The organism is Microbacterium sp. 71-23 (genome assembly GCF_001897265.1).
Lineage (GTDB): Bacteria > Actinomycetota > Actinomycetes > Actinomycetales > Microbacteriaceae > Microbacterium > Microbacterium ginsengisoli.
In genome coordinates, this window is the sequence record NZ_MKSL01000050.1 from 97171 (window position 1) to 121199 (window position 24029).

The following is a 24029-nucleotide window of genomic DNA, read 5'->3' on the forward strand; positions in this document are numbered from 1 at the left end:
GAGCTGCCGCCATGAGCACTGTCGCCGCAACGGCCGAGGTCTACACCCCTCCGCTGGTCACCCCGGACCCCGACGCGAACATCACCGACCTGCTGGAGCAGCGGGTCGCCAAGGACCCGAAGGGCGCCCTGTTCGCCGTACCCGACGGATCCGGCGGGTGGCGCGACATCGCCACCGCGGAGTTCCGCCGCCAGGTGGTCGAGCTCGCGAAGGGATTCGTCGCCGTGGGCATCCAGCCCGGCGAGAAGGTGGGCTTCCTCGCGAAGACGACCTACGAGTGGACACTCGTCGACTTCGCCCTCTTCTACGCGGGCGCGGTCATGGTGCCGATCTACGAGACGAGCTCTGCGAGCCAGATCCAATGGATCCTGTCCAACTCGGAGGCGATCGCCTGCCTCGTCGAGTCCGCCGATCATCAGGCAAAGCTCGACGAGATCGCCGGCGACCTCCCCCTCGTGCGCGCCACCTGGCAGATCGAGAGGGGCGCGCTCGACACCCTCCGCCGCGAGGGCGCCGGCGTCGCCGACGAGGAGATCGAGCGCCGCCGCGGCCTCGCGGTCGGCTCCGACATCGCCACCCTCATCTACACATCCGGCTCGACCGGCCGCCCGAAGGGCTGCGTGCTCACGCACAGCAACTTCGTCGAGCTCGCCCGCAACGCGACCCAGTCGCTCGAGAACGTGGTCACGACCGAGGGCGCCTCGACCGTGCTGTTCATCACGACCGCACACGTGTTCGCCCGGTTCATCTCGGTGATCAACATCCACGCCGGCGTGAAGACGGGCCACCAGCCCGACACCTCGAAGCTCATCGACGCGCTCGGCTCGTTCAAGCCCACGTTCCTGCTCGCGGTCCCCCGCGTGTTCGAGAAGGTCTACAACTCGGCCGAGCAGGTCGCCGAGTCGGGCGGCAAGGGCAAGATCTTCCGCGCCGCGGCGGCCGTCGGCATCCAGTACGCCAAGGCTCGTCAGGCAGGAGAGAAGATCCCGTTCTCGCTGCGGGTGAAGTTCCGTCTCTTCGACCGCCTCGTCTTCGCGAAGCTGCGTGAGCGCATGGGCGGCAACATCCAGTACGCCATCTCGGGGTCGGCGCCCCTCGGCGAGCGGCTCGGCTACTTCTTCGCCGCGCTCGGCGTGAAGATCCTCGAGGGGTATGGACTCACCGAGACCACCGCCCCCGCCACCGTGAACACCCCCGACCGCATCAAGATCGGCACGGTCGGCCCCGTGCTCCCGGGAGTCGGCGTGCGCATCGCCGAGGACGGCGAGATCGAGGTGCGCGGCATCGACGTGTTCAAGGAGTACTGGCGCAACCCCGAGGCGACCGCCGAGGCGTTCGACGGCGAGTGGTTCCGCACGGGCGACATCGGTGAACTGGACGCCGACGGCTTCCTGAAGATCACCGGCCGCAAGAAGGAGATCATCGTCACGGCGGGCGGCAAGAACGTGGCGCCGGCCGCACTCGAAGACCCCATCCGGGCGAACATCCTGGTCAGCCAGGTCGTCGTCGTCGGCGATCAGAAGCCGTTCATCGCCGCACTCGTCACCCTCGACCCCGAGATGCTGCCGACGTGGGCCGCGAACAACGGACTTCCGACCGACCTCACGCTCGCACAGGCTGCCGAGAACCCCAAGGTGCGCGACGAGGTGCAGAAGGCGATCGACCGGGCGAACCAGGGCGTCTCGCGGGCCGAGTCGATCCGCAAGTTCACGATCCTGCCCACCGAGTGGACCGAGGCGAGCGGACACCTCACGCCGAAGCTCTCGATCAAGCGCAACGTGATCCTCTCGGACTTCGCCGACGAGATCCGCGCTCTCTACGAGGTGCCCGTCAACACCACCAACGTCTCACTGCGCTGACGCGGCGGGACGCGGCATCCGATCCGCGGGAGCGACCACTGACCGAAAGCGTCAGAACCAGTCGCTCTCGCGGATCTCGCGCATCGCCACCCGGCGGGTGGTCGGCTCGAGCCGGTCGAGATAGAGCATGCCGTCGAGATGATCGGTCTCGTGCTGCAGCGCCTGGGCCATGAGACCGTCACCCTCGAGCACGATCTCGGCGCCGTCGAGCCCGATGCCGACGACCTTCGCGTGCGGATAGCGCAGCACGTCGTGCCACAAGCCCGGCACGGACAGGCACCCCTCGCCGGTCAGCACGGGCTCCCCCGCCACCTCCACGAGCACCGGGTTGAGCACGTAGCCGATCTCGCCGTCCACGTTGTAGCTGAACGCCCGCACGCCGACACCGATCTGCGGCGCGGCGACCCCCGCCCGCCCCGGCAGCTGCACGGTGTCGATCAGGTCGCGCACGAGCGCCTCGGTGCCCTCGTCGATCTCGCCGACGGGCGCGCTGACGCTCTTCAGAACCGGGTCGCCGAAGACCCGGATGCCTCGTACCGCCACGGTTCAGGCGACCTTCGAGACCGACCGCAGCCCCTCGACGACCGATGCGGCGAGCAGGCGCGCGGCCTGACGGGTGGCGGGCAGCAGCTCGCGGAAGGAGATCGGTCCGCCGACGGCGATGGCCGGGTCGTAGGGCACCCGCACGACGTCGCGCACACGGGAGCGGAAGTGCGCCTCGAGCTCGGCTTCCCTCACGGCGGACGCGCCCGGACGGGACGCGTTGATGACGACGACGGCACGGCGCACGAGATCTGCGTATCCGTTGGTCTCGAGCCACGTAAGCGTCTCGCTCGCGAGGCGCGCCTCGTCGACGCTGAGACCGGCGACGATCACGAGACCGTCCGCGAGGTCGAGGGTCGCCCCCATCACCTCGTGCACGATTCCGGTGCCGGTGTCGGTGAGCACGACCGAGTAGTAGTGCGCGGCGAGAGTCGCGACATCCCGATAGTCGGCGTCGTTGAAGGCGTCGGAGACGCGCGGGTCGGCGTCGGAAGCGAGCACATCGAGGCGGGTCTCGTCGCGCGCGACGATCGAGGAGATCTCGTTGAAGCCGCTCACGACGGCTCCGGCGCGCGCAAGATCACGCACGGTCTTGCCGCTGGGGCGTCCGATGCGCTCCGCGAGAGTGCCGCGGTCGGGGTTCGCGTCGACGGCGATCACACGGTCGTCGCGTGCCGATGCGAGTGCCATGCCGAGCAGCGTCGTCACGGTCGTCTTGCCGACCCCGCCCTTGCGCGACAGCACGGCGACGAATCGCGCACGACCTGAGAGCGGCGCGGCGATCTTCTGGTCGAGCTCCTTGCGGGCGCGGGCGCGACGGTTGTCGCCGAGATTGATGCGGCGGCCCGACAGCGCGAACACGAGCGAAGGCCACAGGCCCTCGGGCTCGGGGCGCGCCACCTTGACGTTCTCGAGCAGGCGGTCGGCGCTGAGCAGATCGGATGTCCCGCGGTCGCCGGCGACCTCGCCCGCGCGGCGGGCGACCAGCTGCACCGGGTCGGTGGTGCGACGGGGTTCGCTCACGGCGACGGCGGCGACCGCCGCGGCGACGGGAGCTGCCGAGTCGGTGGCGGCTACGGGAGCCGGCACGGGGACGTCGATCACCTCGGGCGTCGAGTCGATCACGGCGTCGTCGGTCGTCTCGTCGGGCACGGGGGTCTCCTCGTCGTCGACGGGGCTCTCCTGGTCGTCGATCTCGTCGCCGTCACGCTCGTCGTCGTCTGCCGCACCGTCATCGATGACCTCCGCGGCGATCGTCACCTCGATCTCGTCTCCGTCGTCGACGAGTTCACCCGATCCGTCGTCGTCGAGCTCGTCGTCGTCGGTCGATGCGGGCAGCACGATGGTGACCTGCGCGGTCTGGCTGCTGAACAGGTCGAGATTGGATGCGTCGATGCTGACGGGGGCCGCGACGACGTCATCGTCGCCGTCGTCGCGGGATGCCGGATCCGTGCGTTCGGTCATGAGTTCTGGGGCTCCTGGCGTCACAGGGACGGTGCCACGCCTCCCCCAGGCTAGTGCGCGGGCCGGATCACGACCAAAAGGTCTCCCGCGTCGACCTGCGCGGTCGGGGCGATGACGATCCGCTCCACCACGCCCTCGATCGGCGCCGTGATGCCCGCCTCCATCTTCATCGCCTCGATGGATGCCACGGGCTGCCCGGCCTCGACGCGGTCGCCGACGGCGGTCTTGATCGTGACGACGCCGGAGAACGGCGCGGCGATCTGACCGGGCTTGGTCGTGTCCGCCTTCTCCGCCTGACGGGTCTCGACGGTGATGCTGCGATCCCGCACGAACACGGGGCGCAGCTGGCCGTTCAGGGTCGTCATGACCGTGCGCATGCCCTTGTCGTCGGCCTCGCCGATGGCCTCGAGTCCGACGAAGAGCTTGACGCCGCGATCGATGTCGACCGCATGCTCCTCGCCGGCCGCGAGGCCGTAGAGGTAGCCGGTGGTGTCGAGCACGCTGAGGTCCCCGAACACCTCCCGGGTCTGGGCGAACGCGCGAGTGGGTGCCGGGAACAGCAGCCGGTTGAGGGTCTGGCGGCGTTCGGCCGCGTCGCCGTTGAGCGCGCGCTCGTCGTCGACGCTGAGCGGGGTGAGAGAGATGTCGACGGTGCGTCCGGCGAGCACCTTAGAGCGGAAGGGCTCGGGCCAGCCGCCCGGCAGATCGCCGAGCTCGCCCGCCATGAAGCCCACGACCGAATCGGGGATGTCGTAGCGCTGCGGGTTCTCCTCGAAGTCGGCCGGGTCGGCCTTCACGGCCGCGAGGTGCAGCGCGAGATCGCCCACGACCTTCGACGAGGGGGTGACCTTCGGCACGCGCCCGAGGATGCGGTTGGCGGCCGCGTACATGTCCTCGATGAGTTCGAAGTCGTCGGCGAGCCCCAGGGCGATCGCCTGCTGACGGAGGTTGGAGAGCTGGCCGCCTGGGATCTCGTGGTGGTAGACGCGGCCGGTCGGCGAGGGAAGGCCCGACTCGAACGGCTTGTAGAGGTGCCGGACGGCCTCCCAGTAGGGCTCGAGGCTCCCCACCGCGTCGAGGTCGAGTCCCGTGTCGCGCTCGGTGTGGGCGAGCGCCGCGACCAGCGACGACAACGACGGCTGGCTGGTGGTGCCCGACATGGGCGCGGCCGCCGCGTCGACGGCGTCGGCTCCGGCGGCGCTGGCGGCGAGGAGGGTCGCGAGCTGCCCGCCGGCGGTGTCGTGGGTGTGCACGTGCACGGGCAGATCGAACCGGTCGCGCAGCGCGGAGACGAGCTTCGCTGCGGCCGCGGGCCGCAGCAGCCCCGCCATGTCCTTGATCGCGAGCACGTGAGCGCCCGCGGCGACGATCTCGTCGGCGAGGGACAGGTAGTAGTCGAGCGTGTAGAGGTCCTCGGCGGGGTCGAGCAGGTCGCCGGTGTAGCACACGGCCACTTCCGCGATCGCAGCGCCGGTCTCGAGCACGGCCTCGATCGCGGGGCGCATCTGCGCGACGTCGTTGAGCGCGTCGAAGATGCGGAAGATGTCCACCCCGCTGCGCGCCGCCTCGGCGACGAACGCGGAGGTCACCTCGGTGGGGTACGGCGTGTAGCCGACCGTGTTGCGGCCGCGCAGCAGCATCTGGATGGCCACGTTGGGCAGTGCGGTGCGCAGCTTGTCGAGGCGCTCCCACGGGTCTTCGCCGAGGAACCGCAGCGCGACGTCATAGGTGGCACCGCCCCAGGCCTCGACCGAGAGCAGCTGCGGAGTGAGACGCGCGACGTAGGGCGCCACCGCGACCAGGTCCTTCGTGCGCACCCGCGTCGCGAGCAGCGACTGGTGGGCGTCGCGGAAGGTCGTGTCCGTCACGGCGAGGGCGGTCTGGGCACGCAGCGCCGCGGCGAACCCGGCGGGACCGAGCTCCTGCAGGCGCTGACGGGATCCGGGCGCGGCATCCGTCGTCAGATCGATCGTCGGGAGCTTGAACCGCGGCTCGATCGTGAGGGGGTTCTCGCCGTTCGGCTTGTTCACCGTGACATCGACGAGCCAGTTGAGGATCTTCGTGCCGCGGTCCTTCGATTCGCGCCCGCGCAGCAGCTGCGGGCGCTCATCGATGAAGGAGGTGCTGACATCCCCGGCGACGAACGACGCGTCGTCGAGCACCGCCTGCAGGAACGGGATGTTGGTGGCGACGCCGCGGATACGGAACTCCGCCAGCGCGCGCCGGGCGCGGCTCACGGCGGCACCGAAATCCCGGCCGCGGCACGTGAGCTTCGCCAGCATCGAGTCGAAGTGAGGACTCACCTGCGAGCCGGCGGCGGTCGTGCCGCCGTCGAGACGGATGCCGGCACCACCCGGCGAGCGGTAGGTCGTGATCGTGCCCGTGTCGGGCCGGAAGCCCTGCGTGGGGTCCTCGGTCGTGATGCGGCACTGCAGCGCCGCGCCGCGCAGGCGGATGTCGCTCTGCTCGAGTCCGAGCTCGGCGAGCGACTGGCCCGCCGCGACGCGGATCTGCGTCTGCACGAGGTCGACGTCGGTGACCTCCTCGGTCACCGTGTGCTCCACCTGGATGCGCGGGTTCATCTCGATGAAGACGACCTCTCCCGTGCGGGGGCCGGCGGTCTCGAGCAGGAACTCGACAGTGCCCGCGTTCTCGTACCCGATCGACCGGGCGAACGCGATCGCGTGGGCGTGCAGCTGCTGCCGAATCTCGTCGTCGAGGTTCGGGGCAGGAGCGATCTCGATGACCTTCTGGTGGCGGCGCTGCACCGAGCAGTCGCGCTCGAACAGGTGAACGGTCTCGCCCGTCTTGTCGGCGAGCACCTGCACCTCGACGTGACGGGGGCGCTGCACCGCCTGCTCGAGGAACATGCGCGGGTCGCCGAACGCGCTCTGCGCCTCGCGCATCGCCTCGGCGAGGGCGGGGGCGAGCTCTTCGGGCTTCTCGACGCGACGCATGCCACGCCCACCGCCTCCGGCCACGGCCTTCGCGAAGATGGGGAATCCGATGTCGGCGGCCTGAGCGACGAGGGCGTCGACGTCGTCGGATGCCTCGGTCGAGCGCAGCACCGGCACGCCGGCCGCGATCGCGTGCTCCTTCGCGGTGACCTTGTTGCCCGCCATCTCGAGGACGGATGCGGGCGGGCCGATGAAGGCGATGCCGTGGGCAGCCGCCTTCTCGGCGAGCTCGGGGTTCTCGGAGAGGAATCCGTAGCCGGGGTAGATCGCGTCGGCGCCGCACTCCAGGGCGACCCGGATGATCTCGTCGACGTCGAGGTAGGCGCGCACGGGGTGCCCGATCTCCCCGATCTGATAGGCCTCGTCGGCCTTCAGGCGATGCAGGGAGTTGCGATCCTCATAGGGGAAGACCGCCACGGTGCGGGCGCCGACCTCGTAGGCGGCACGGAAAGCTCGGATCGCGATCTCGCCCCGGTTGGCGACAAGGATCTTCTGGAACATCAGACCTCTTCGTGTGTCGCGGCATCGAGCGCATCGCGGGGACTCTCTGCCTGAGTGTGCTCACAGCCTAGGGGACGGTAACGTAGACCTCCGTGCACGTGCTCTCCGTCAGCTCCCTCAAGGGCGGCGTGGGTAAGACCACCGTGACGCTCGGTCTCGCGTCAGCCGCCTTCGCGCGGGGTGTGCGAACCCTCGTCGTCGATCTCGACCCGCAATCCGACGTGTCCACAGGTATGGACATCCAGGTCGCGGGTCGCCTCAACATCGCCGATGTCCTGGCCAACCCCAAAGAGAAGGTCGTCCGTCAGGCGATCACCTCGAGCGGGTGGGCGAAGGTGCATCCCGGCACGATCGACGTGCTCATCGGAAGCCCGTCGGCCATCAACTTCGACGGCCCGCACCCCAGCGTGCGCGACGTCTGGAAGCTCGAAGAGGCCCTCGCCGCCGTCGAGGCCGACTACGACCTCGTGCTCGTCGACTGCGCCCCGTCGCTGAACGCCCTCACGCGCACCGCGTGGGCGGCGAGCGACCGCGTCATCGTCGTCACGGAGCCGGGCCTGTTCTCCGTTGCTGCCGCCGACCGCGCACTGCGCGCCATCGAGGAGATCCGCCGGGGCCTCTCCCCCCGCCTCCAGCCGCTCGGCATCGTGGTCAACCGGGTGCGCCCGCAGTCGATCGAGCACCAGTTCCGCATCAAGGAGCTGCGCGACATGTTCGGTCCGCTCGTGCTCACCCCGCAGCTGCCCGAGCGCACCTCTCTGCAGCAGGCGCAGGGCGCGGCGAAGCCGCTGCACATCTGGCCCGGAGATTCCGCACAGGAGCTCGCAGCCGACTTCGACTCGCTGCTCGACCGCGTCATGCGTGCCGGTCGCATCCCGACGCCGGGTGACGCGACCGTCTGAGTCCGCCGACGACACCGCCCGTCGCATCGTGAACGGACGGCCGGCGATCTCTGCGCGGGCGCGCGGATGAGGCATCCGCTCTCACGGATGCGGCGACGACCCCGCGCTCAGGCCGAGCGCTGCGCGCGACGTGCGGCGAGCTCGTCCGCCGGGTCCGGCGCCTGCGGATCGAAGTCGAGCAGAGTCGACTCGACCTCGTGCAGCACCTTGCCGACGGCGATGCCGAACACACCCTGGCCGCGGCTGACGAGGTCGATGACCTCGTCGTTCGACGTGCAGAGGTAGACCGAGGCGCCGTCGCTCATGAGCGTGGTGCCGGCGAGATCGCGGATGCCGGCAGCTCGCAGCTGCTCGACGGCGGTGCGGATCTGCTGCAGCGAGATGCCGGTGTCGAGCAGGCGCTTGACGAGCTTGAGAACCAGGATGTCGCGGAAGCCGTAGAGGCGCTGCGACCCCGATCCGGTGGCGCTGCGCACAGTGGGCTCGACGAGCTCGGTGCGGGCCCAGTAGTCGAGCTGACGATAGGTGATGCCGGCCGCGCGCGCAGCCACGGCGCCGCGGTAGCCGACCTCGTCATCCATCGCGGGGAGGCCGTCGGTGAACAGCAGGCCCTCCGAGAAGGTGCCACCGATGGGTTCGCCAGCGTTCATGCTCGCGTCCTCCTTCTGCTGTTCGGGTGATTCCACGCTAGAGGAGCGACCCGGCCCGAGCAACGACATCCGAAGTTCGGGCCCCGGCGTGTCGCACTCAGATCCCGAGTTCGTCGAGTCCGCGTCGAACGAGCGCCGAGCGCACTTCGTCGAGTCGACGGGCCAGCTCCGGCGCCGCCTCGCCTGCGCGTCCGCGTGCGCTCGCATCGGTGCGGTGCAGCAGCGGCGCGAGCGCCGATTCGATGAGCGCGATGTCCCGCTTGGCTCCCTGCATGAGCGCGCGCAGGTGACGCGGGCCGATGCCGTGTCGGTCGAGGCCGACGAGCGATCGCAGCATGGTCAGCGCGCGGTCGTCGAAGGGGTCCGCCGGCGGGATCAGGCCCGTGGTCACGGCGTCGTTGAGCAGCTGCGCCGGAGCCCCGGCTTCGCGCAGCAGTTCGTCGCGCCGGTAGCGGCGGGCCGGGGTCACGATCGCGGACGGGACGCTCACCGGGATCTCAGGGGTGCGACCGGCGTCGAGATCGTCGAGGTAGTCGCGGATGACGCTCAGAGGCAGGTAGTGATCCCGCTGCAGCGTCAACGCGAGACGCACGCGTTCGACATCGGATGCCGCGAACTTGCGGTATCCGCTGTCGGTGCGGCGCGGCGCGACGATTCCCTGCATCTCGAGGAAGCGGAGCTTGCTCGACGACAGCGACGGGAAATCAGGAGCGAGTCGCGCGAGCACCTGGCCGATGCTCAGAAGCCCGCTCGGCGCACTGCTCGAGCGGGAGGCGCCGACCGGCATCACGCCTCCGGCGCGGCGGCCAGATCGGCGGGCGAGCCGAAGAAGTTGAGTCGGAACTTTCCGATGCGCACCTCGTCGCCGTTCGCGAGTGTCGCGCGGTCCACCCGCTCGCCGTCGACGTAGGTGCCGTTCAGAGAACGCTGGTCGACGATCTCGAACGCCGCGCCTACCCGGGTGATCTCGGCGTGCCGGCGGGAGACGGTCACGTCGTCGAAGAAGATGTCGGCATCGGGGTGACGACCCACGGTCATCACATCGGCGTCGAGGAGGTAGCGGGCGCCCGCCGTGGGACCGGAGCGCACGATGAGCAGTGCCGAGCCGGTCGGAAGGGCCTCGATCGCCGCCATCTCCGGTTCGGTCAGCTCGCTGCCGAAGGGAACGAAGGACAGGTCGGAATCGTGACCGAACGTCTGCGTCGTGTCGTGCGCGGGTCGCTGCGCGTCGCTGGCGCCGCGCCGGATGTCGCCGGCGCCGGGCTGGTTCTCGTCCACGGTTCTGCTCCTCCTTCCCGTCCAGACTATCCGATGCGATCCGGTCGACCGCGCCCGGTTCGCCGGTTCATTCCCGCTCGATAGTCGCGCTGTCCGACGCCATGACGGAGCGGCTTCGCACGGCGGCCGACGCGGCATCCGATGGTCCCGGGCGGACTAGGCTGGGAACCATGCCTCATTACGACGTCGTCATTCTCGGCGCGGGTCCCGGCGGTTACGTCGCGGCCGTTCGGAGCGCCCAGCTCGGTCTGTCCACCGCGATCATCGAGGAGAAGTACTGGGGCGGTGTGTGCCTGAATGTGGGGTGCATCCCCTCGAAGGCGCTCCTGAAGAACGCGGAGCTCGCCCACACCTTCACCCACAAGGCGAAGCTCTTCGGCATCGAAGGCTCCGTCACCTTCGACTACGGGGTCGCGTGGGACCGCAGCCGCGAGGTGGCCGACGGCCGCGTCAAGGGCATCCACTACCTGATGAAGAAGAACAAGGTCACCGAGTACGACGGCCGCGGGACCTTCGTCGACGCGAACACGATCGATGTCGCCAAGGCCGACGGCCAGACCGAGCGCGTCACGTTCTCGAACGCGATCATCGCGACCGGCTCGACCGTGCGTCTGCTCCCCGGGGTCACCCTGAGCCAGAACGTGGTGACGTACGAGGAGCAGATCCTCGCGCGCGACCTGCCGCGCTCGATCGTCATCGTCGGCGCCGGCGCCATCGGCATGGAGTTCGCGTACGTGCTCTCCAACTACGGCGTCGAGGTCACGATCATCGAGTTCCTCGACCGTGCGCTCCCGAACGAGGACGCGGACGTCTCCAAGGAGATCGCGAAGCAGTACAAGAACTACGGCATCACCCTGCTCACCTCCACCAAGGTCGAGTCGGTCGTCGACTCGGGCGACAAGGTGACCGTCACCTACACCGACAACAAGAGCGGCGCGCAGGGGTCGGTCGAGGCCGACAAGGTGCTCATGTCGATCGGCTTCGCGCCGAACGTGACCGGCTTCGGACTCGAGACCACGGGTGTCGCGCTCACCGACCGCGGGGCGATCGGCATCGACGACTACATGCGCACCAACGTGCCGCACATCTACGCGATCGGTGATGTCACCGCCAAGCTGCAGCTGGCCCACGTGGCCGAGGCGCAGGCGGTCGTGGCGGCCGAGACGATCGGCGGCGCCGAGACCCAGACGCTGGGCGACTACCGCTTCATGCCACGCGCGACGTTCTGCTCGCCGCAGGTCGCCTCGTTCGGCCTCACCGAGCAGCAGGCCAAGGACGCCGGTCACGACATCAAGGTCGCGACCTTCCCGTTCATGGCGAACGGCAAGGCGCACGGCCTCGGCGAGCCCGTCGGCTTCGTGAAGCTCATCGCCGACAGCGAGCACCTCGAGCTGCTCGGCGCCCACATGATCGGGCCGGATGTCTCGGAGCTGCTGCCCGAGCTGACGCTCGCCCAGAAGTGGGACCTGACCGCGCTCGAACTGGCCCGCAACGTGCACACGCACCCGACGCTGTCGGAGGCGCTGCAGGAGGGCTTCCACGGTCTCGCAGGACACATGATCAACTTCTGATCGCCGTACGACGACGGGGCCGCCGCGGAGTTCCGCGGCGGCCCCTTCGTCGTACGGCTGGGTCAGAATCCGAGGGCGCGGGCCAGTTTCGAATCGGATGCCGCCACCCGCCCGCCGGCCGCCGCCACCGCGGCGTCGATGCGGGCGAAGAACTCTGCCGGGGCGACGGGGCTGTCGGGGGTGAGCTCCACCTCCCACTCACGCCAGGCGAGCTCGCGTCCGGTGCGCTCGTCGACGGTCTGCACGCGGTCGTCGACGAGCTCGGCGACCGGGGTGCCCGAGGCATCCGAGACCGCATACGCGGTGCGGGCGTTGCGGATGCGCGCGAGCGGAGCGAACGGGCCCGCCGACCAGCGCCCGACCGATTCGGCGACCGCGGGGGGCACCTGATCGGGGTCGCTGTCGATGTCGAGCGGCCAGTGCCACTCGAGCTTTCCCTCGGGCGTGGCGATCTTGACATGCCAGCCTTCGTCGGGCCCGCCGGTCCGGCGGCGCACGGCGACGCCGGCGCGGCCGAGGGCGGCGCCAGCGCTGTCGAAGTAGCGCGCGTCGAGGTCGCGCGGCTCGGGATCACCGACCGTGAGGCCGAGCGTGGTGAGGTCGGGAAGCGGGGTGTCGGCGTCGACGTCGTAGCTGCGCTCGACCTCGAGGGAGCGCGTGGGTTCCGCGCTCACTCGTCGCGGCCGTCGGGATCCGGGTTGATCGGCTCGGTGGCCTCGACGTACGCGAAAGGCACCTCGGTGGGGCCGTCGGCGGCGCCGGTCTGGACGGCATCACCCGAGCGCCGGTAGACGATCTGGCCTTCGCCGTAGGGGGCGATGATCTCGTCGTCGTCGCCGTCGAAGGGAAGCAGCTGGCCGTCGAGGGGACCGCCGGTGAGTCGTGCGATGGACATGCGGTCAGCCTAGTCTCGGCGGGCGCGGCGGGGTGGTTTCGGCTCCCGTTCCGCGGCCTCCGCCGCCTGGGCGGCACGCACCTCGACCTCCGCACGGGATGCCGCGGCCTCCGCCATGCGCAGACGCCACTGCCCCATCGTGCGCGCGCCGTGGCGGGCGTGCACCCGGTCGTGCTGCTGCCCGGCGATGGTCACACAGACCGCTGCGGCGATCAGGATGACCTGCGCAGACAGGTTGATCCAGAGCAGCAGGGCGATGAGCGCCGCGAAGGTGGCGAGCAGCGGGTTGGCGGCCGCACCGCCGACGAACAGACCGGAGAGCTCTTGCAGCACGGTGAGACCGACACCGCCGACGGCTGCGCCCGCCAGGCGGGCGCGCCACGAGGTCGGCACGCCGATCAGCGCGGTGAAGAGCAGCAGGACGATCGCGGCGTCGAGGACCAGGACGACCACGACCGAGACGACCCGGGTCATCACGCCCGCCTCCACGCCGTCGTCCTGCAGGGACAGGAGTCCGAGAACCAGGCCCACGGCGGCGGTGCCGAAGAACGTGGCCGCCGCCGACACGATCAGCAGCACTCCGATCCCCACGGCGACGCCGAGGTTGCGCAGCTGCACCCAGAGGAAGAACGTGTCGTCATGCCCGGCATCGGCGAGCTCACGGAAGGCGGCGCGCATCGATCCGATGGCGCCGGTCGACGCACCGATCAGACCGACGATCGAGATGATGCTGGCGATCGTCAGGCCGGTCGGCGCTGGGATCGCATCGAGTGAGACGATGCCGCCGTCGCCGACGAGGCCGGGGACGGCCGCGTCGACGGCACGCACGAGCGCGGCGAGCGCGTCAGGGTTGCCCCGCAACCACAGCAGGGCGACGGAGAACCCCAGAAGCACGGCCGCGAAGAGACTGAACAGCGCGCGGTACGTGATGCTGTCGGCGAGCAACGGCCCGCGCTTCTGGCTGTAGAGCAGGAACGCCCGCACCAGCGTGCGGCGCAGCATCCAGGACGTCACACGCCCGATGAGCGAGGCATCGGTCGGGGTCTCGGGCATGCCCTCAGGCTAGCGATGACCGCTTCGGCGAGGTCAGTTCGCGGTCACTGTCAGCGCCGGGTTGGCCGGCGCGGATGTCGCGGCCACCTGCAGCCCCACCCAGACGCTCTGGCCGACGCTGAGGGGGCCGGCCCAGTCCTTACCGGTGCAGGTGATCGTGGTTCCGGCGAGGGTGCACCCCATCCCCCAGGCGCTCACGATCTGGGTGGCACTCGGCGAGGACCACGAGATCGACCAGCCGTGCACGGCGCTGGAGGCGGTCACGACGAAGTTCGCGACATAGCCGGCCTGCCAGGCACTCTGCAGCTGCCAGGCGGTCGTCACGGTTCCGGATGTCACCGGCTTCGGTGCCGATGGCGACGGCGTCGCCACGGGCGGGGCGGACACGGTCGGCGACGGAGCGGGGCTCGCCGCGGGCGGCGATGACGGGGCCGTCGTCGCAATCGGGGAGGGCGCTGGCGTCGCGGTCGGCGTCGGGACCGGCGACGGCGACGTCGACGGTGAGGCCGACGGCGAGAGCGGTGCCGGGGACGGCGGTGTGACGGGGCTCAGGATGGGCGCGAGCGCCGCGAGCTTGGCGGCCTCCGGAGTCGTCCAGTCATCCGCGACGAGACCCCCGGTGTCACCGGAGTTCGGGTTGAACGACCAATACCCGTAGCTAAGTCCGTTCGCGCGGATGTAGGACACGATCGACGCGAGCCACTGCTGGTCGCTCGTCGTCTGCAGCAGAGTGCCGAACTCGCCGACGAACACCGGCGCGATGTTCTGCTTCTGGAGGTAGCCCCAGTTCGCGTCCCAGACGCCGGGCAGGTTGGCGGGATAGTTCCCCGCACCGAACCAGGACTGGTTGTAGACCGACGCGGGGTAGTCGTGGGGCGAGTAGACGACGCGGTTCGCCACCGTCAGAACGACGGGCTTCTTCGCGACATCCTTGAGACCCCCGCCCCACCACGTGGTGGACCCGTCGGCCTGCGTGCTGACGCCTTCGACGATGATCAGCAGGTTGGGGTTCGCGGCGAGCACCGCGTTGCCTGCGCGGGTCGCCGCGGCCTGCCAGTCGGTGGCGGCGTTCCCGCAGCCCCAGCACGACGGGTCGTGCGGCTCGTTGTGAAGGTCGGCGCCGATCACGGTGGGGTCGTTCCGGTATCGGTTCGCGAGCATCGTCCAGTCCGCGATCCACTTCTGCTCGCTGTACTGCGACGTGTACCAGAGCGCCGATTGGGAACCGGAGTCGGGACGATGGCGATCGAGGATCACGTGGAGCCCATAGGCCTTGGCGCGCGCGATCACGACATCCATCAGTTGGAGCGGGGTGAGCGAGACCAGAGTCGGGTTGAGATTCTGGTTGATGGACGTCGTCGAGGATGCCGCGAGGCATTCGTTGGAGAACGGCAGTCTGATCGTGTTGAAGCCCATGCTCGCGATCTCGCGCATGCCCTGGTCGAGGGAGATCGACCACAACCCGTGCGGAGCGCAGTTCGAGGTCTCCATCCCGAACCAGTTGACCGCCTTGATCGTGTACACCGAGTTGTCCGATGCCAGGATCTTGGACCCCGAGGTGTGGAGCCAGCCGGAGGGCGCTGCCGCCTGGGCGCTCAGCGGGGCGACAAGACCCACGGTGAGCGCGACCACCGCGGCGGCCAGCATGCCGATCACGCGCGCGCGGAAGCGGCGCTCTGAGCTGGCGACGGCCATCGTGACCCCTCGACGATACGGCGGCGGTGAATCGCGCCCACGGCGCGATGGCATCAGTGTACGGTGCGCGGGTTCAGATCCCGACCGTCTCGATGCTCACCGTCACCCGGTCTCCGACTCCGAGTCCGTACCGCTGCCGCACGGCCTTCTTCAGCGGCAGGACGAAGCGGCCCCGCGCGGTCTCCGGGAAGATCGAGGTGCGCCAGACGGATGCCGCGAGCCGGACCTCGACCGGCACCGAACCGAAGCCCGCACGAGGCCCGGGCAGCTCGTGCAGGGCCTCGCTGATCTCATCGGGCACGGCGACGAAGCACCACAGCTCGGCGCGGGCCTCCCAACGCCAGATGTCGGCGGTGAACTCGACCTGCATGCGGCCAGCCTAGGCGGGGTGGGAGCCGGCCGTGGGCTCGCCGGGCGGGTCCGCGTACGGCGACGAGAGCGGGTCTACGAGGCTCGACACCTGGCGCCGTGCCGCCCGGAAGCGCCCGTCGGGCCAGCTCGCCGCGAACGTCTCGACGACCCGCCACACCCGGCGGAGGAGTCCGCCGACGTGTACAAGCGGCCTCGCCGACACGGGCATCGTGAGGGTGCGGTCCCATCGCACCCCGTCGTCGGCGTGCAGGTGGATCGTGAGGTCGAGATCATCGTGCACGTGGGGGTCGGCGCGGCGCACCCGATCGCGCACGCGCTCCCACACCGCGACGCGCATGGCGAAGTTCGAGCCGAAGACGAGCGGGATGCCGAGCCACAGCCCGATCCATACGCGTCCGCCCCCGATGTACCAGTGCGATCCGAGGTAGGCGACCAGCCGCGAGCAGTCGTAGAACTCGGCGCCCCCGGTGAGCACGCCGAGGGCCTCGTCCTCCGCGAACGCCCGTTCGAGGCGGGCGACCCAGTCGGGGTGAGGACGGGAGTCGGCATCGACCCGGGCGATGATGTCGGCGGATGCCGCCGCGTCGTCGTACCCGCGGGCGGCGGCAGGCCAGATGCCGACACGCTCCTCCCGCAACAGCGTCGCGCCGTGCGCGCGAGCGACGTCCGCGGTCGCATCGGTGGAGGCATTGTCGACGACGATCACCTCGTCGGGGCGTCGGGTCTGACGGTCGAGGGCCGAGAGGCAGGCATCCAGGTAGTCGGCATCGTCGCGGCACGGGATGACGACGACGATGCGCGGGGGCACGAGTTCAGGCTAGTCCCGTGCGGAGAGCAGAATGGCCAGGTGCCGATCCTCAACAAAGACATGTCGCTGTGCATCTCCCTCTCCGCCCGCCCGTCGAACATCGGCACGCGGTTCCACAACTTCCTCTACGACGAGCTCGGACTGAACTTCGTCTACAAGGCGTTCGCCCCCACCGACATCACGGCCGCCATCCAGGGCGTGCGAGGGCTCGGCATCCGCGGGTGCTCGGTGTCGATGCCCTATAAGGAGGCGGTGATCCCCCTCGTCGACGTGGTCGAGGAGTCCGCAGCGGCGATCGCGTCGGTGAACACGATCGTCAACGACGACGGCGTGCTGACGGCGTCGAACACCGACTACGAGGCGGTCGCGTCGCTTCTCGCGAGCCACGCCGTCGACCCGGCGCTGCCGGTCGTCGTGCGCGGCTCCGGGGGCATGGGGAAGGCGGTGATCGCGGCGTTCCGCGGTGCCGGGTTCGACGACGTCACCGTGCTCGCCCGCAACCTCGCCGCGGGACGCACGATCGCCGATGCCTACGACTACCGCTTCACGGACACCGAGCCCGAGCCGTTCGCCGGCGTGCTCGTGAACGTCACGCCGCTCGGCATGAACGGGCCGGATGCCGCGGCTCTCGCGTTCTCGCACGAGCAGGTGGCTGCGGCATCCGTCGTCTTCGATGTCGTGGCGTTCCCGTCGGAGACGCCGCTCGTGCGCTCGGCGCGCGAGTCGGGCGTGCCGGTGATCACGGGTGCCGAGGTGATCGCACTGCAGGCCGCCCGCCAGTTCGAGCGGTACACCGGCGTCGCCCTCACCGCCGACCAGGTGGCGCGCGCGTCGGAGTTCTCGCGCGCCGAGTGACGCGCGATGATGGGGCGATGAGCGCACACCGTGTTCCCGCGCCGGAGCTGCCGGTCGGGGTCAAGTTGCAGGGTCCGGTCTCGTACTTCCCGAGCATCGAGAAGACGTACGGGCAGCCCGTGCAGCACTGGCTCGACCTCGTCGCCGATCGCCTCGACGACCACCGTCACATGGAGGTGGTGGAGTGGCTCAAGACCGAGCACGGACTCGGCCACGGACATGCGAACGCGATCGTCGGCTACGTGAAGCGCGCGCTCGCGGGTTCCGCACCGGAGTGAGGGCGCGCGCCGGTCGCGCACCGACTCAGTCGCGGTGCACGTCGCGCCGGGGCACCAACGGCACGGCGATGAGGGGCACCAGCGCGACGAGCGCGTACGCTCCCGCGAAGCCCGTTGCCGTGATGAGCGCGCCGATGCCCGGCCCGACGAGGGACGCCGCGATGAACTGGCCGGTGTTCTGCACGCCGAGCGCCTTGCCGACCCATGAGCTGCCCGCCGCCTCCGCGACCGAGGTGTAGGCGAGGCCGTTGTCGGCGACGGTCACCACCGCGGCGATCACGAGGATGACGCCGCCGACGGCCGCCCACGCGAACGCACCGCTCATGGCGAGCGCGAGCATGACGACGACGGCCGAGACGGCCACTCCTCGCAGCACGCGCACGCGGCTGCCGACCCGGTCGCTCAGGACGCCGACGACGATGCGGCCGAGCGCCCCGACGAACTGCGAGATCGCGACGAGGGCGGCCGCGGCATCCTGGCCCCATCCCAGGGCCGAGATGAGGAACACCATGCCGAAGGTCGACACGGCGAACTGCGGCACGACGAGCAGCAGCGACACCGCGTGGATGCGCGCGAGGAACCCGCTCGCCCGATAGGGGTTCACGGCGGGTCTCTCGGGGCCGGATGCCGCGGCCCGCGGCGGATTGCGGATGCCCGCCGCGCAGGCGGCCGCGATGATCGCGAGGGCCGCGGCGATCACGAGGAATGTCGCCGGGATGCCCGCGGAGCCCGCGAGCGCGGGCACGAGGGCCGCGGCGGCCGCGACGCCGAGGGGCTGGGCCATCTGCCGGATGCCCATCGCGAGTCCGCGCCGGTCGCGCGGGAACCATCCGACGACGACGCGGCCGCTCGCCGCGTTCGTGCTGGCGGCGGCCGCACCGCCGGCGAGGAGTGCGACGCCGAGGCCGATGAGGTCGCTGGTCACCGCGGCGGCGAGCGCGAGCAGTGCGGTGAGGAGGAGTCCTCCCGCGATGACGCCCCGCTCCCCTCGTCGATCGGCCAGGTGACCCCAGGCGATGAGCGTGAGCACCATGCCGACGGTGGGGGCGGCGGAGAGGAGTCCCGCCTGCGCGAGCGGGAGGCCCCGGTCGAGGTGCAGCAGCGGGATGAGGAACACGGGCGCGGAGACGAGCAGGGTGCCGGCGGCCTGCGCGGCGATGCCGAGCGCGAGCATGATCCAAGCGCGGGGAGGGATGCGCGTCATGCGTTGACCTCGGTTCGGGGCTCGTGAGACGATCGGTATACCGCTTTGGTATACCAGAAGGGAGCACCGGTGGACGAACCCGGCGAGGCCCGCGCCTACCGCCAGCTGCGCATCGCGATCCTGACCCTCGACCTCTCCCCCGGCGAGCGGCTGTCGGAACGCGCGCTCGAGAGCCGCCTCGGCGTCTCGCGCACGCCCATCCGCGCCGCACTCCTTCGCCTCGGCGGCGAAGGCCTCACCGTGCGCACCGAGCGCGGATGGGCAGTCGCGCCCCTCGATATCGCCGAGGTGCGCGCCGCGATGGAGTACCGCGAGATCGTCGAGGTGGCCGCTGTGCGCCTCGCCGTCGACCGCGCATCCGACCCCGACCTCGCCGCCCTGCGGGAGCTCGTCGACACCCACCGCTCCCACGACGACCCCGAGACGGGCCTGCGCGACGGCGGCGACTTCCACCACGCCCTCGCGGCGACATCAGGAAATGCGTTCCTCGCCGCCGCCGTCGCCGACACCATCACCCGCCTCGCCCGGGTGCGCTGGCTCGAGGTGCGCTCGGCGGCATCCCGTGCCCACGCCCGCGATGAGCACGCGGCGATCATCGACGCCGTCGCACACCGCGACGCCGACCGCGCTGCCGCGCTCACCCTCGCGCACGGGCGCGGCACGCGCGATCGGCTGCTCGCGGTGCTCGACGAGGAACGCGGGCGTCGCGGCATCCGCTCGCTCGCGATCGTCGACAGCGCGGCCGGGTGACGGCGCTCGGTGTGTGTCCACCGACGACGGCCACGCCGACCCCCGACCCCTGCGCCCGATAGCGTGGCGGGATGAGCTTCGGAGTGCAGGTCGATGTCGTGCGGGTGTTCACGGACGCGGACGGAGGCTCGGGCAACCCCCTCGGCATCGTGCTGAGCAGCGCCGCCTCGGCCGGGCGGGAGCAGCACATCGCCGAGGCGCTCGGCTACTCCGAGACGGTCTTCATCGGTGAGATCACCCCCGACGCCGCGCAGGTGCGCATCTTCACGCCCGCCCGCGAACTGCCCTTCGCCGGGCACCCGAGCGTCGGCACCGCCTGGTGGCTCGCCCGCCGAGGAACCCCGGTCGCCGCCCTCGAGGTGCCGGCGGGTCGCGTCGTGATCGACATCGACGGCGAGGATGTCGCCGTGCGCGCCCGCCCCGAATGGACCCCCGACTTCGCGTTCCGGCAGCTCGGCTCGCCGGCCGAGATCGACGCCCTCGACCCGGCCACGTTCACCGAGGGCCACCACTATCTGTGGGCGTGGGCGGACGAGACGGCGGGCACGGTGCGATCCCGCATGTTCGCGCCCGACATGGGCATCGTGGAGGATCCGGCGACCGGAGCCGCCGCGGTGCGGCTCACCGGACTCGTGGCGCGCGACCTCGACATCACCCAGGGCGAGGGCTGCAGGCTCCGCACCCGCTGGCTGGGCGGCGAGGTCTCGCTGTCGGGCCGCGTCGCACCCGACAGCGCCGTCGAGATCTGATCGCCGCCGCGGACATCGAGCCGCGGCATCCGATCGATCTCTATGATCGGCGCCATGCAGCGACCGATCACCAACTGGCACGACCAGGCCACGCAACAGCTGACCCGCGGCGAGCGCGCCGCCGACCGCCTGCGCAACGGCATGGGCTCGTGGGGCTTCATCATCGGGTTCGTCGTGTTCATGGTCGTGTGGGCGATCGTCAACGCGACGGCCGTGCAGTGGGACCCCTACCCGTACATCCTGCTCAACCTGTTCCTCAGCATGCTCGCCGGGCTGCAGGGGGCGATCCTGCTCATCGTCGCGAAGCGACAGGATGCCATAGCCGCGGCGCTCGCCCAGCACGACTTCGAGACGAACGTCGCCGCGAAGGGCGAGATCGAGGAGCTGATCGACCTCAACCGCCGTCAGCTCGCCCTCATCACCCGCCTGTGCGAGGAACGCGGGCTGACGCTCCCGTGATCCACGCTCACGGGAGCGCGGATACTGAACGGTGGCGCCACCGCGCCGCCACCGTGGAGAGGAAGAGCACATGCCGCTCGCCGTATGCCGTTACGAGACACTCAGCGCCGAGGGGATGACGCGGGCGCGCGAGGTGTACCCCCGCCACCTCGCCTACCTGAAGGAGTTCGCCTCCTCGGGCGACCTCCTGCTGATCGGCACGTTCGCCGACCCCGTCGCGGACGGGTCGATGGCCGTGTTCCGCGACCGCGCGGCCGCGGAACGGTTCACCGCCGGCGACCCGTTCCTGATCGAGGGCGTGGTGATCGGATGGCGCATCCTCGACTGGGATGCGAGCGCTTACGGGACGATCGCACCCGAGCGCTGACCGGGCGAGGGACGCTCAGACCTGCGCGAGCAGTTCGCACAGCTCGTGCCGCGACGTGGTGCCGGTCTTCGCGTAGATGCGCGACAGGTGGAACCCGACCGTGCTGCGCGTGATGTACAGTTCGCGGGCGATCTGGGCGTAGCTCATCCCCCTCACGACCAGCGCGACGACCTCTCGCTCCCGTTCGGAGAGCGCTTCGAGGTCGTCGGGCACCTCGGAGACCGGCGCCGACACCACGGCGACTGCGAGGTTCGGGGCGTCGGCGGGGGCCGCGGGGTCGACGTATCCGGCTGCGCCCACCCGACGGTAGATCGCGTCGGCGCGGGCGCGGGACGACGCGGCGAGGCCGGCGTCGCCCGCCGCCGCGGCCACGCGTGCCAGGTCGGCCGCGACATGGGCGGGCAGGATCGGGATGTCGTCCGAGGCGGATGCCGCGGCCCGCTGCAGAAGCGTCAGCGCACCGGTCACATCCCCACGCGCCTCGGTCACGAGCGCACGGATCCAGTCGGCGGTGCTGCCGGTCCACGAGAGATCTCCCCGCGCCTGCAGACCATCCGCGATCGTGAGGGCGATGGCGTGCTCGCCGGCCCAGAGGTGGGCGGTCGCCATCCAGGGCGTCGCCAGAGGCCCGGCCAGAGGCGCCGCGTCGACGATCTCGCCGTAGGAGCGGCGGTAGCGTGCGAGCAGCGCGGCACGCTCGGACGCGTCGCCGTGGGCATGGAGGTAAGCCGCCTCCGCGGCGAGAAGCGCGATCACCGCCTCGGGCCAGGGGGTGTCGCGCAACACGCCGTGCACGGCCTCGAAGAGCTCGGCAGCCTGATCCCACTCGCCGCGATGGGTGTGACCGCCCGCGATGATCGCGGTGGTCAGAGGGTGTGGGCGTGCACGCCGCAGCGCGTCCGCGGCGCGGAAGTAGGGGGTCGCGACATCCGCGGCGCCGAGCAGCTGGTAGCACCAGCCCAGGAAGGCACGCGTCAGACCATCTCCGACGTCGACGAATCCGGTCGCCATGCGCGCGTCGACCTCACGCAGCGGCTCGATGGCCTCTTCGAGGCGGCCGTCGAAGCCGAGACCGAGCCCCTGCCAGGCGAGCCAGTACGTGTCATCCATCGGCACGGCGGCGGGACGGGCGGGCAGACGCAGCAGCTCCGCCTGCACTCGCTCGCCGAGATCGCTGCGGCCCATCATGAGCGCGGCGGCGAAGGTGACGAGTCCGGCGAGCGCGTCGTCACGTGCGGGCATGGATTCCGCTCGGGAGATGTGACCGAGGATGTCTGCGGTCGCTCCTCCCGCGCACATCGTGCTCCACGCGAGAAGAACCTCGATGCGATATGCGGTCAGCGTCGCGCCGGCCGATGCCGCAGCTGGCGCGAGCACGCGAATCGCACCGAGCCAGTCGTTGTCGTGCGCGAGCAGCATCCCCTGCACGAGCGCGGCGCCGGCGCGATCGCGCGCCTGACGGATGTCGGGGAGCCTGTCGCGCACGAGCTCGACCCGCCCGGCGAGGATCCACTGGTAGAACGACTCCATCCGCAGCCGACTGCGCTCGGCGCCGTCGCCCGACACCCGGGCGGCCCAATCGAAGTAGGTCGCCGCGAGCCGGTGCGCGCGTTCGGAACCCTGCCGCTCGGCGGCCTCGACGAGCTGGCCCACGAGCTGCTCGTCGTGGGTGGTCGCGGCCGCGTAGCGGTGACGCAGCTCCGCGGGTTCGTCCGCGGCCACCGCGACGGCGCGGGAGTTCAGGCGAGCAGCGTCGGCGACCGGGATGAACTGGGCGACGCTCGCCTGCACGAGCGCGTGCACGAAGCGCACCTCGACGCCGTATTTCGCCGCGCGCCCCTCGAGCACGAACTCCCGGTCGAGGATGTCGCGGGCCGCGGTGGGATCGTCGAGTTCGGCGACGTACGCGGCGTCGGCAAGCGGCATCCACCCGGCACCGATGACCGCGGCGGCTCGGGCCAGCGCGACGGCATCGGGGCCGAGGCCGGCGAGTCGCACCTCGATCGCACGGGCATAGTCGTCGGGCGCGGGGAACTGCTCCATGCGCTCGAGGTCGGCGAGGGTTGCCCGGCGCAGTGTCGCGGCGTAGAACAGCGGGTTCCCCTGCGTGTGCTCCCACAGCAGACGAGCGACCTGGGTGTCGAGCTCAGGGCGCACATCTTTCGCCACCCGCACCGCGGTCTCCCACGGCAGCGGCTCGAGCTCTATCGGCACGACGAGGGGGCTCACCGCGACGAGGTGCTGCCAGTCGGGGTGCTGGAACGGTTCGAAGTGACCGGTCGTCACGACCAACAGGAGCCGCTCGGCGACCGCCCCGGCCATGAGGTGTGCGAGAGCGCTCACCGACTCCGGATCCAGCCACTGCAGGTCGTCGATCGCAATGACCAGCGGCGCGCGTTCGGTGTCGGCGTCGACCGCATCGCGCAGCGCCTGATCCGCTTCGAGGGAGTTCGGCGCTTCTCCGACGCGGGCCGCGACCACCTCGACCCCGAGGCCGGCGAGGCCCTGGAGCTGCCGTTCTCCAGTGACATCCCCGTTGCCCGTGCGCACCACAAACCGCCCCGCAGCCTCGACGCGCGTCAGCACCTCACGCAGGAAGCTGGAGCGCCCCGATCCCGGGCCGCCGTGCACGACGAGTACACGAGGACGACCCTCGCGTGCATCAGCGATCGCGGCATCCACGCACGCGAGCGCTGCACTGTCCCAATACAGCACGACTTCTCCCCCGGACCCTGGTGGATGAGGCCGATGCTAGTGCACCCGGCCGTGCGCGAGACCGAATGCGCGAGAGGGCACCGCTGCCACGGTCAGCTGTCTTC

23 protein-coding genes are annotated in these 24029 nt (G+C 70.6%); 9 read left to right on the forward strand and 14 right to left on the reverse strand.

The window, feature by feature from the left end:
• Nucleotides 1-11: 11 nt before the first annotated feature.
• Nucleotides 12-1859 (forward strand): AMP-dependent synthetase/ligase, encoded by a 1848-nt coding sequence (locus BGO15_RS14350; RefSeq protein WP_056209976.1) that lies wholly within the window; start codon nt 12-14, stop codon nt 1857-1859.
• Nucleotides 1860-1910: 51 nt separating this feature from the next.
• Here BGO15_RS14350 and BGO15_RS14355 read toward each other — a convergent pair whose 3' ends face one another.
• Genes BGO15_RS14355 through BGO15_RS14365 form a run of 3 tightly spaced genes read right to left on the reverse strand, consistent with a single transcriptional unit; the run spans nt 1911 to nt 7324 of the window.
• Entirely contained in the window at nt 1911-2402 is a 492-nt protein-coding gene (locus tag BGO15_RS14355) for a peptide deformylase (RefSeq protein WP_045247216.1), read from the reverse strand.
• 3 nt (nt 2403-2405) lie between these two features.
• Nucleotides 2406-3866, reverse strand: a complete 1461-nt coding sequence (locus BGO15_RS14360) for a MinD/ParA family ATP-binding protein (protein WP_056209977.1) — start codon at nt 3864-3866, stop codon at nt 2406-2408.
• A gap of 50 nt (nt 3867-3916) precedes the next feature.
• Nucleotides 3917-7324, reverse strand: a complete 3408-nt coding sequence (locus BGO15_RS14365) for a pyruvate carboxylase (RefSeq protein ID WP_056209979.1) — start codon at nt 7322-7324, stop codon at nt 3917-3919.
• 92 nt (nt 7325-7416) lie between these two features.
• Here BGO15_RS14365 and BGO15_RS14370 point away from each other — a divergent pair, with 92 nt between their 5' ends.
• Nucleotides 7417-8226, forward strand: coding sequence for a ParA family protein (locus BGO15_RS14370; RefSeq protein WP_045247213.1), 810 nt, complete (start codon nt 7417-7419; stop codon nt 8224-8226).
• Nucleotides 8227-8333: 107 nt separating this feature from the next.
• On the opposite strand, the gene BGO15_RS14375 is transcribed toward BGO15_RS14370, so the two are convergent.
• The 3 genes from BGO15_RS14375 to BGO15_RS14385 all read right to left on the reverse strand — a co-directional run bounded on the left by BGO15_RS14375 (nt 8334) and on the right by BGO15_RS14385 (nt 10154).
• On the reverse strand, nt 8334-8876 hold the full coding sequence (locus BGO15_RS14375; protein WP_045247212.1) for a MerR family transcriptional regulator: 543 nt from the start codon (nt 8874-8876) through the stop codon (nt 8334-8336).
• Nucleotides 8877-8973: 97 nt separating this feature from the next.
• Nucleotides 8974-9663 (reverse strand): transcriptional regulator FtsR, encoded by a 690-nt coding sequence (gene ftsR / locus BGO15_RS14380; RefSeq protein ID WP_045247211.1) that lies wholly within the window; start codon nt 9661-9663, stop codon nt 8974-8976.
• Entirely contained in the window at nt 9663-10154 is a 492-nt protein-coding gene (locus BGO15_RS14385) for an FHA domain-containing protein (RefSeq protein ID WP_045247210.1), read from the reverse strand. The genes ftsR and BGO15_RS14385 overlap by 1 nt, the downstream gene beginning before the upstream one ends.
• Nucleotides 10155-10324: 170 nt before the next feature.
• Between BGO15_RS14385 and lpdA the strand changes: the two genes are divergently transcribed.
• Nucleotides 10325-11725, forward strand: coding sequence for a dihydrolipoyl dehydrogenase (gene lpdA / locus BGO15_RS14390; protein WP_045247209.1), 1401 nt, complete (start codon nt 10325-10327; stop codon nt 11723-11725).
• Between the two features lie 62 nt (nt 11726-11787).
• Here the strand turns inward: lpdA and BGO15_RS14395 are convergent, their stop codons facing one another.
• The 6 genes from BGO15_RS14395 to BGO15_RS14420 form a co-directional block, all read right to left on the reverse strand.
• Nucleotides 11788-12399 carry a CYTH domain-containing protein gene (locus tag BGO15_RS14395; RefSeq protein WP_056520072.1) on the reverse strand — a complete coding sequence of 204 codons (612 nt, stop codon included), beginning with the start codon at nt 12397-12399 and terminating at the stop codon, nt 11788-11790.
• Nucleotides 12396-12620 carry a hypothetical protein gene (locus BGO15_RS14400; protein ID WP_045247207.1) on the reverse strand — a complete coding sequence of 75 codons (225 nt, stop codon included), beginning with the start codon at nt 12618-12620 and terminating at the stop codon, nt 12396-12398. Before BGO15_RS14400 ends, BGO15_RS14395 begins: the two co-directional genes overlap by 4 nt.
• Nucleotides 12621-12629: 9 nt before the next feature.
• Nucleotides 12630-13673 carry a YihY/virulence factor BrkB family protein gene (locus tag BGO15_RS14405; protein ID WP_056520075.1) on the reverse strand — a complete coding sequence of 348 codons (1044 nt, stop codon included), beginning with the start codon at nt 13671-13673 and terminating at the stop codon, nt 12630-12632.
• 33 nt (nt 13674-13706) lie between these two features.
• The gene (locus tag BGO15_RS14410) at nt 13707-15368 is read right to left on the reverse strand and encodes a cellulase family glycosylhydrolase (protein WP_056209981.1); all 1662 of its coding nucleotides are present in this window, start codon (nt 15366-15368) and stop codon (nt 13707-13709) included.
• A 73-nt stretch (nt 15369-15441) separates the two neighbouring features.
• Nucleotides 15442-15738 carry a DUF1905 domain-containing protein gene (locus BGO15_RS14415; RefSeq protein ID WP_056209983.1) on the reverse strand — a complete coding sequence of 99 codons (297 nt, stop codon included), beginning with the start codon at nt 15736-15738 and terminating at the stop codon, nt 15442-15444.
• A gap of 9 nt (nt 15739-15747) precedes the next feature.
• Nucleotides 15748-16548, reverse strand: coding sequence for a glycosyltransferase family A protein (locus BGO15_RS14420; protein WP_082486432.1), 801 nt, complete (start codon nt 16546-16548; stop codon nt 15748-15750).
• Nucleotides 16549-16587: 39 nt separating this feature from the next.
• Between BGO15_RS14420 and BGO15_RS14425 the strand changes: the two genes are divergently transcribed.
• On the forward strand, nt 16588-17403 hold the full coding sequence (locus tag BGO15_RS14425) for a shikimate 5-dehydrogenase (RefSeq protein WP_056520078.1): 816 nt from the start codon (nt 16588-16590) through the stop codon (nt 17401-17403).
• 17 nt (nt 17404-17420) lie between these two features.
• Nucleotides 17421-17681, forward strand: a complete 261-nt coding sequence (locus BGO15_RS14430) for a DUF4287 domain-containing protein (RefSeq protein ID WP_056209986.1) — start codon at nt 17421-17423, stop codon at nt 17679-17681.
• A gap of 25 nt (nt 17682-17706) precedes the next feature.
• On the opposite strand, the gene BGO15_RS14435 is transcribed toward BGO15_RS14430, so the two are convergent.
• On the reverse strand, nt 17707-18885 hold the full coding sequence (locus BGO15_RS14435; RefSeq protein ID WP_056209989.1) for an MFS transporter: 1179 nt from the start codon (nt 18883-18885) through the stop codon (nt 17707-17709).
• A gap of 69 nt (nt 18886-18954) precedes the next feature.
• Here BGO15_RS14435 and BGO15_RS14440 point away from each other — a divergent pair, with 69 nt between their 5' ends.
• The 4 genes from BGO15_RS14440 (at nt 18955) to BGO15_RS14455 (ending at nt 21210) form a co-directional block, all read left to right on the forward strand.
• Complete coding sequence (locus tag BGO15_RS14440) at nt 18955-19635, forward strand: GntR family transcriptional regulator (RefSeq protein WP_082483235.1); 681 nt, start codon at nt 18955-18957, stop codon at nt 19633-19635.
• 71 nt (nt 19636-19706) lie between these two features.
• Nucleotides 19707-20384: a PhzF family phenazine biosynthesis protein gene (locus tag BGO15_RS14445; protein WP_056209993.1), complete on the forward strand. Its 678-nt coding sequence runs from the start codon at nt 19707-19709 to the stop codon at nt 20382-20384.
• A 54-nt stretch (nt 20385-20438) separates the two neighbouring features.
• Complete coding sequence (locus tag BGO15_RS14450; protein WP_056210006.1) at nt 20439-20843, forward strand: DUF1003 domain-containing protein; 405 nt, start codon at nt 20439-20441, stop codon at nt 20841-20843.
• Between the two features lie 70 nt (nt 20844-20913).
• Nucleotides 20914-21210 (forward strand): YciI family protein, encoded by a 297-nt coding sequence (locus tag BGO15_RS14455; RefSeq protein ID WP_082486434.1) that lies wholly within the window; start codon nt 20914-20916, stop codon nt 21208-21210.
• 15 nt (nt 21211-21225) lie between these two features.
• Here BGO15_RS14455 and BGO15_RS14460 read toward each other — a convergent pair whose 3' ends face one another.
• Nucleotides 21226-23925, reverse strand: a complete 2700-nt coding sequence (locus tag BGO15_RS14460; protein ID WP_082483236.1) for an AAA family ATPase — start codon at nt 23923-23925, stop codon at nt 21226-21228.
• Nucleotides 23926-24029 lie beyond the last annotated feature (104 nt).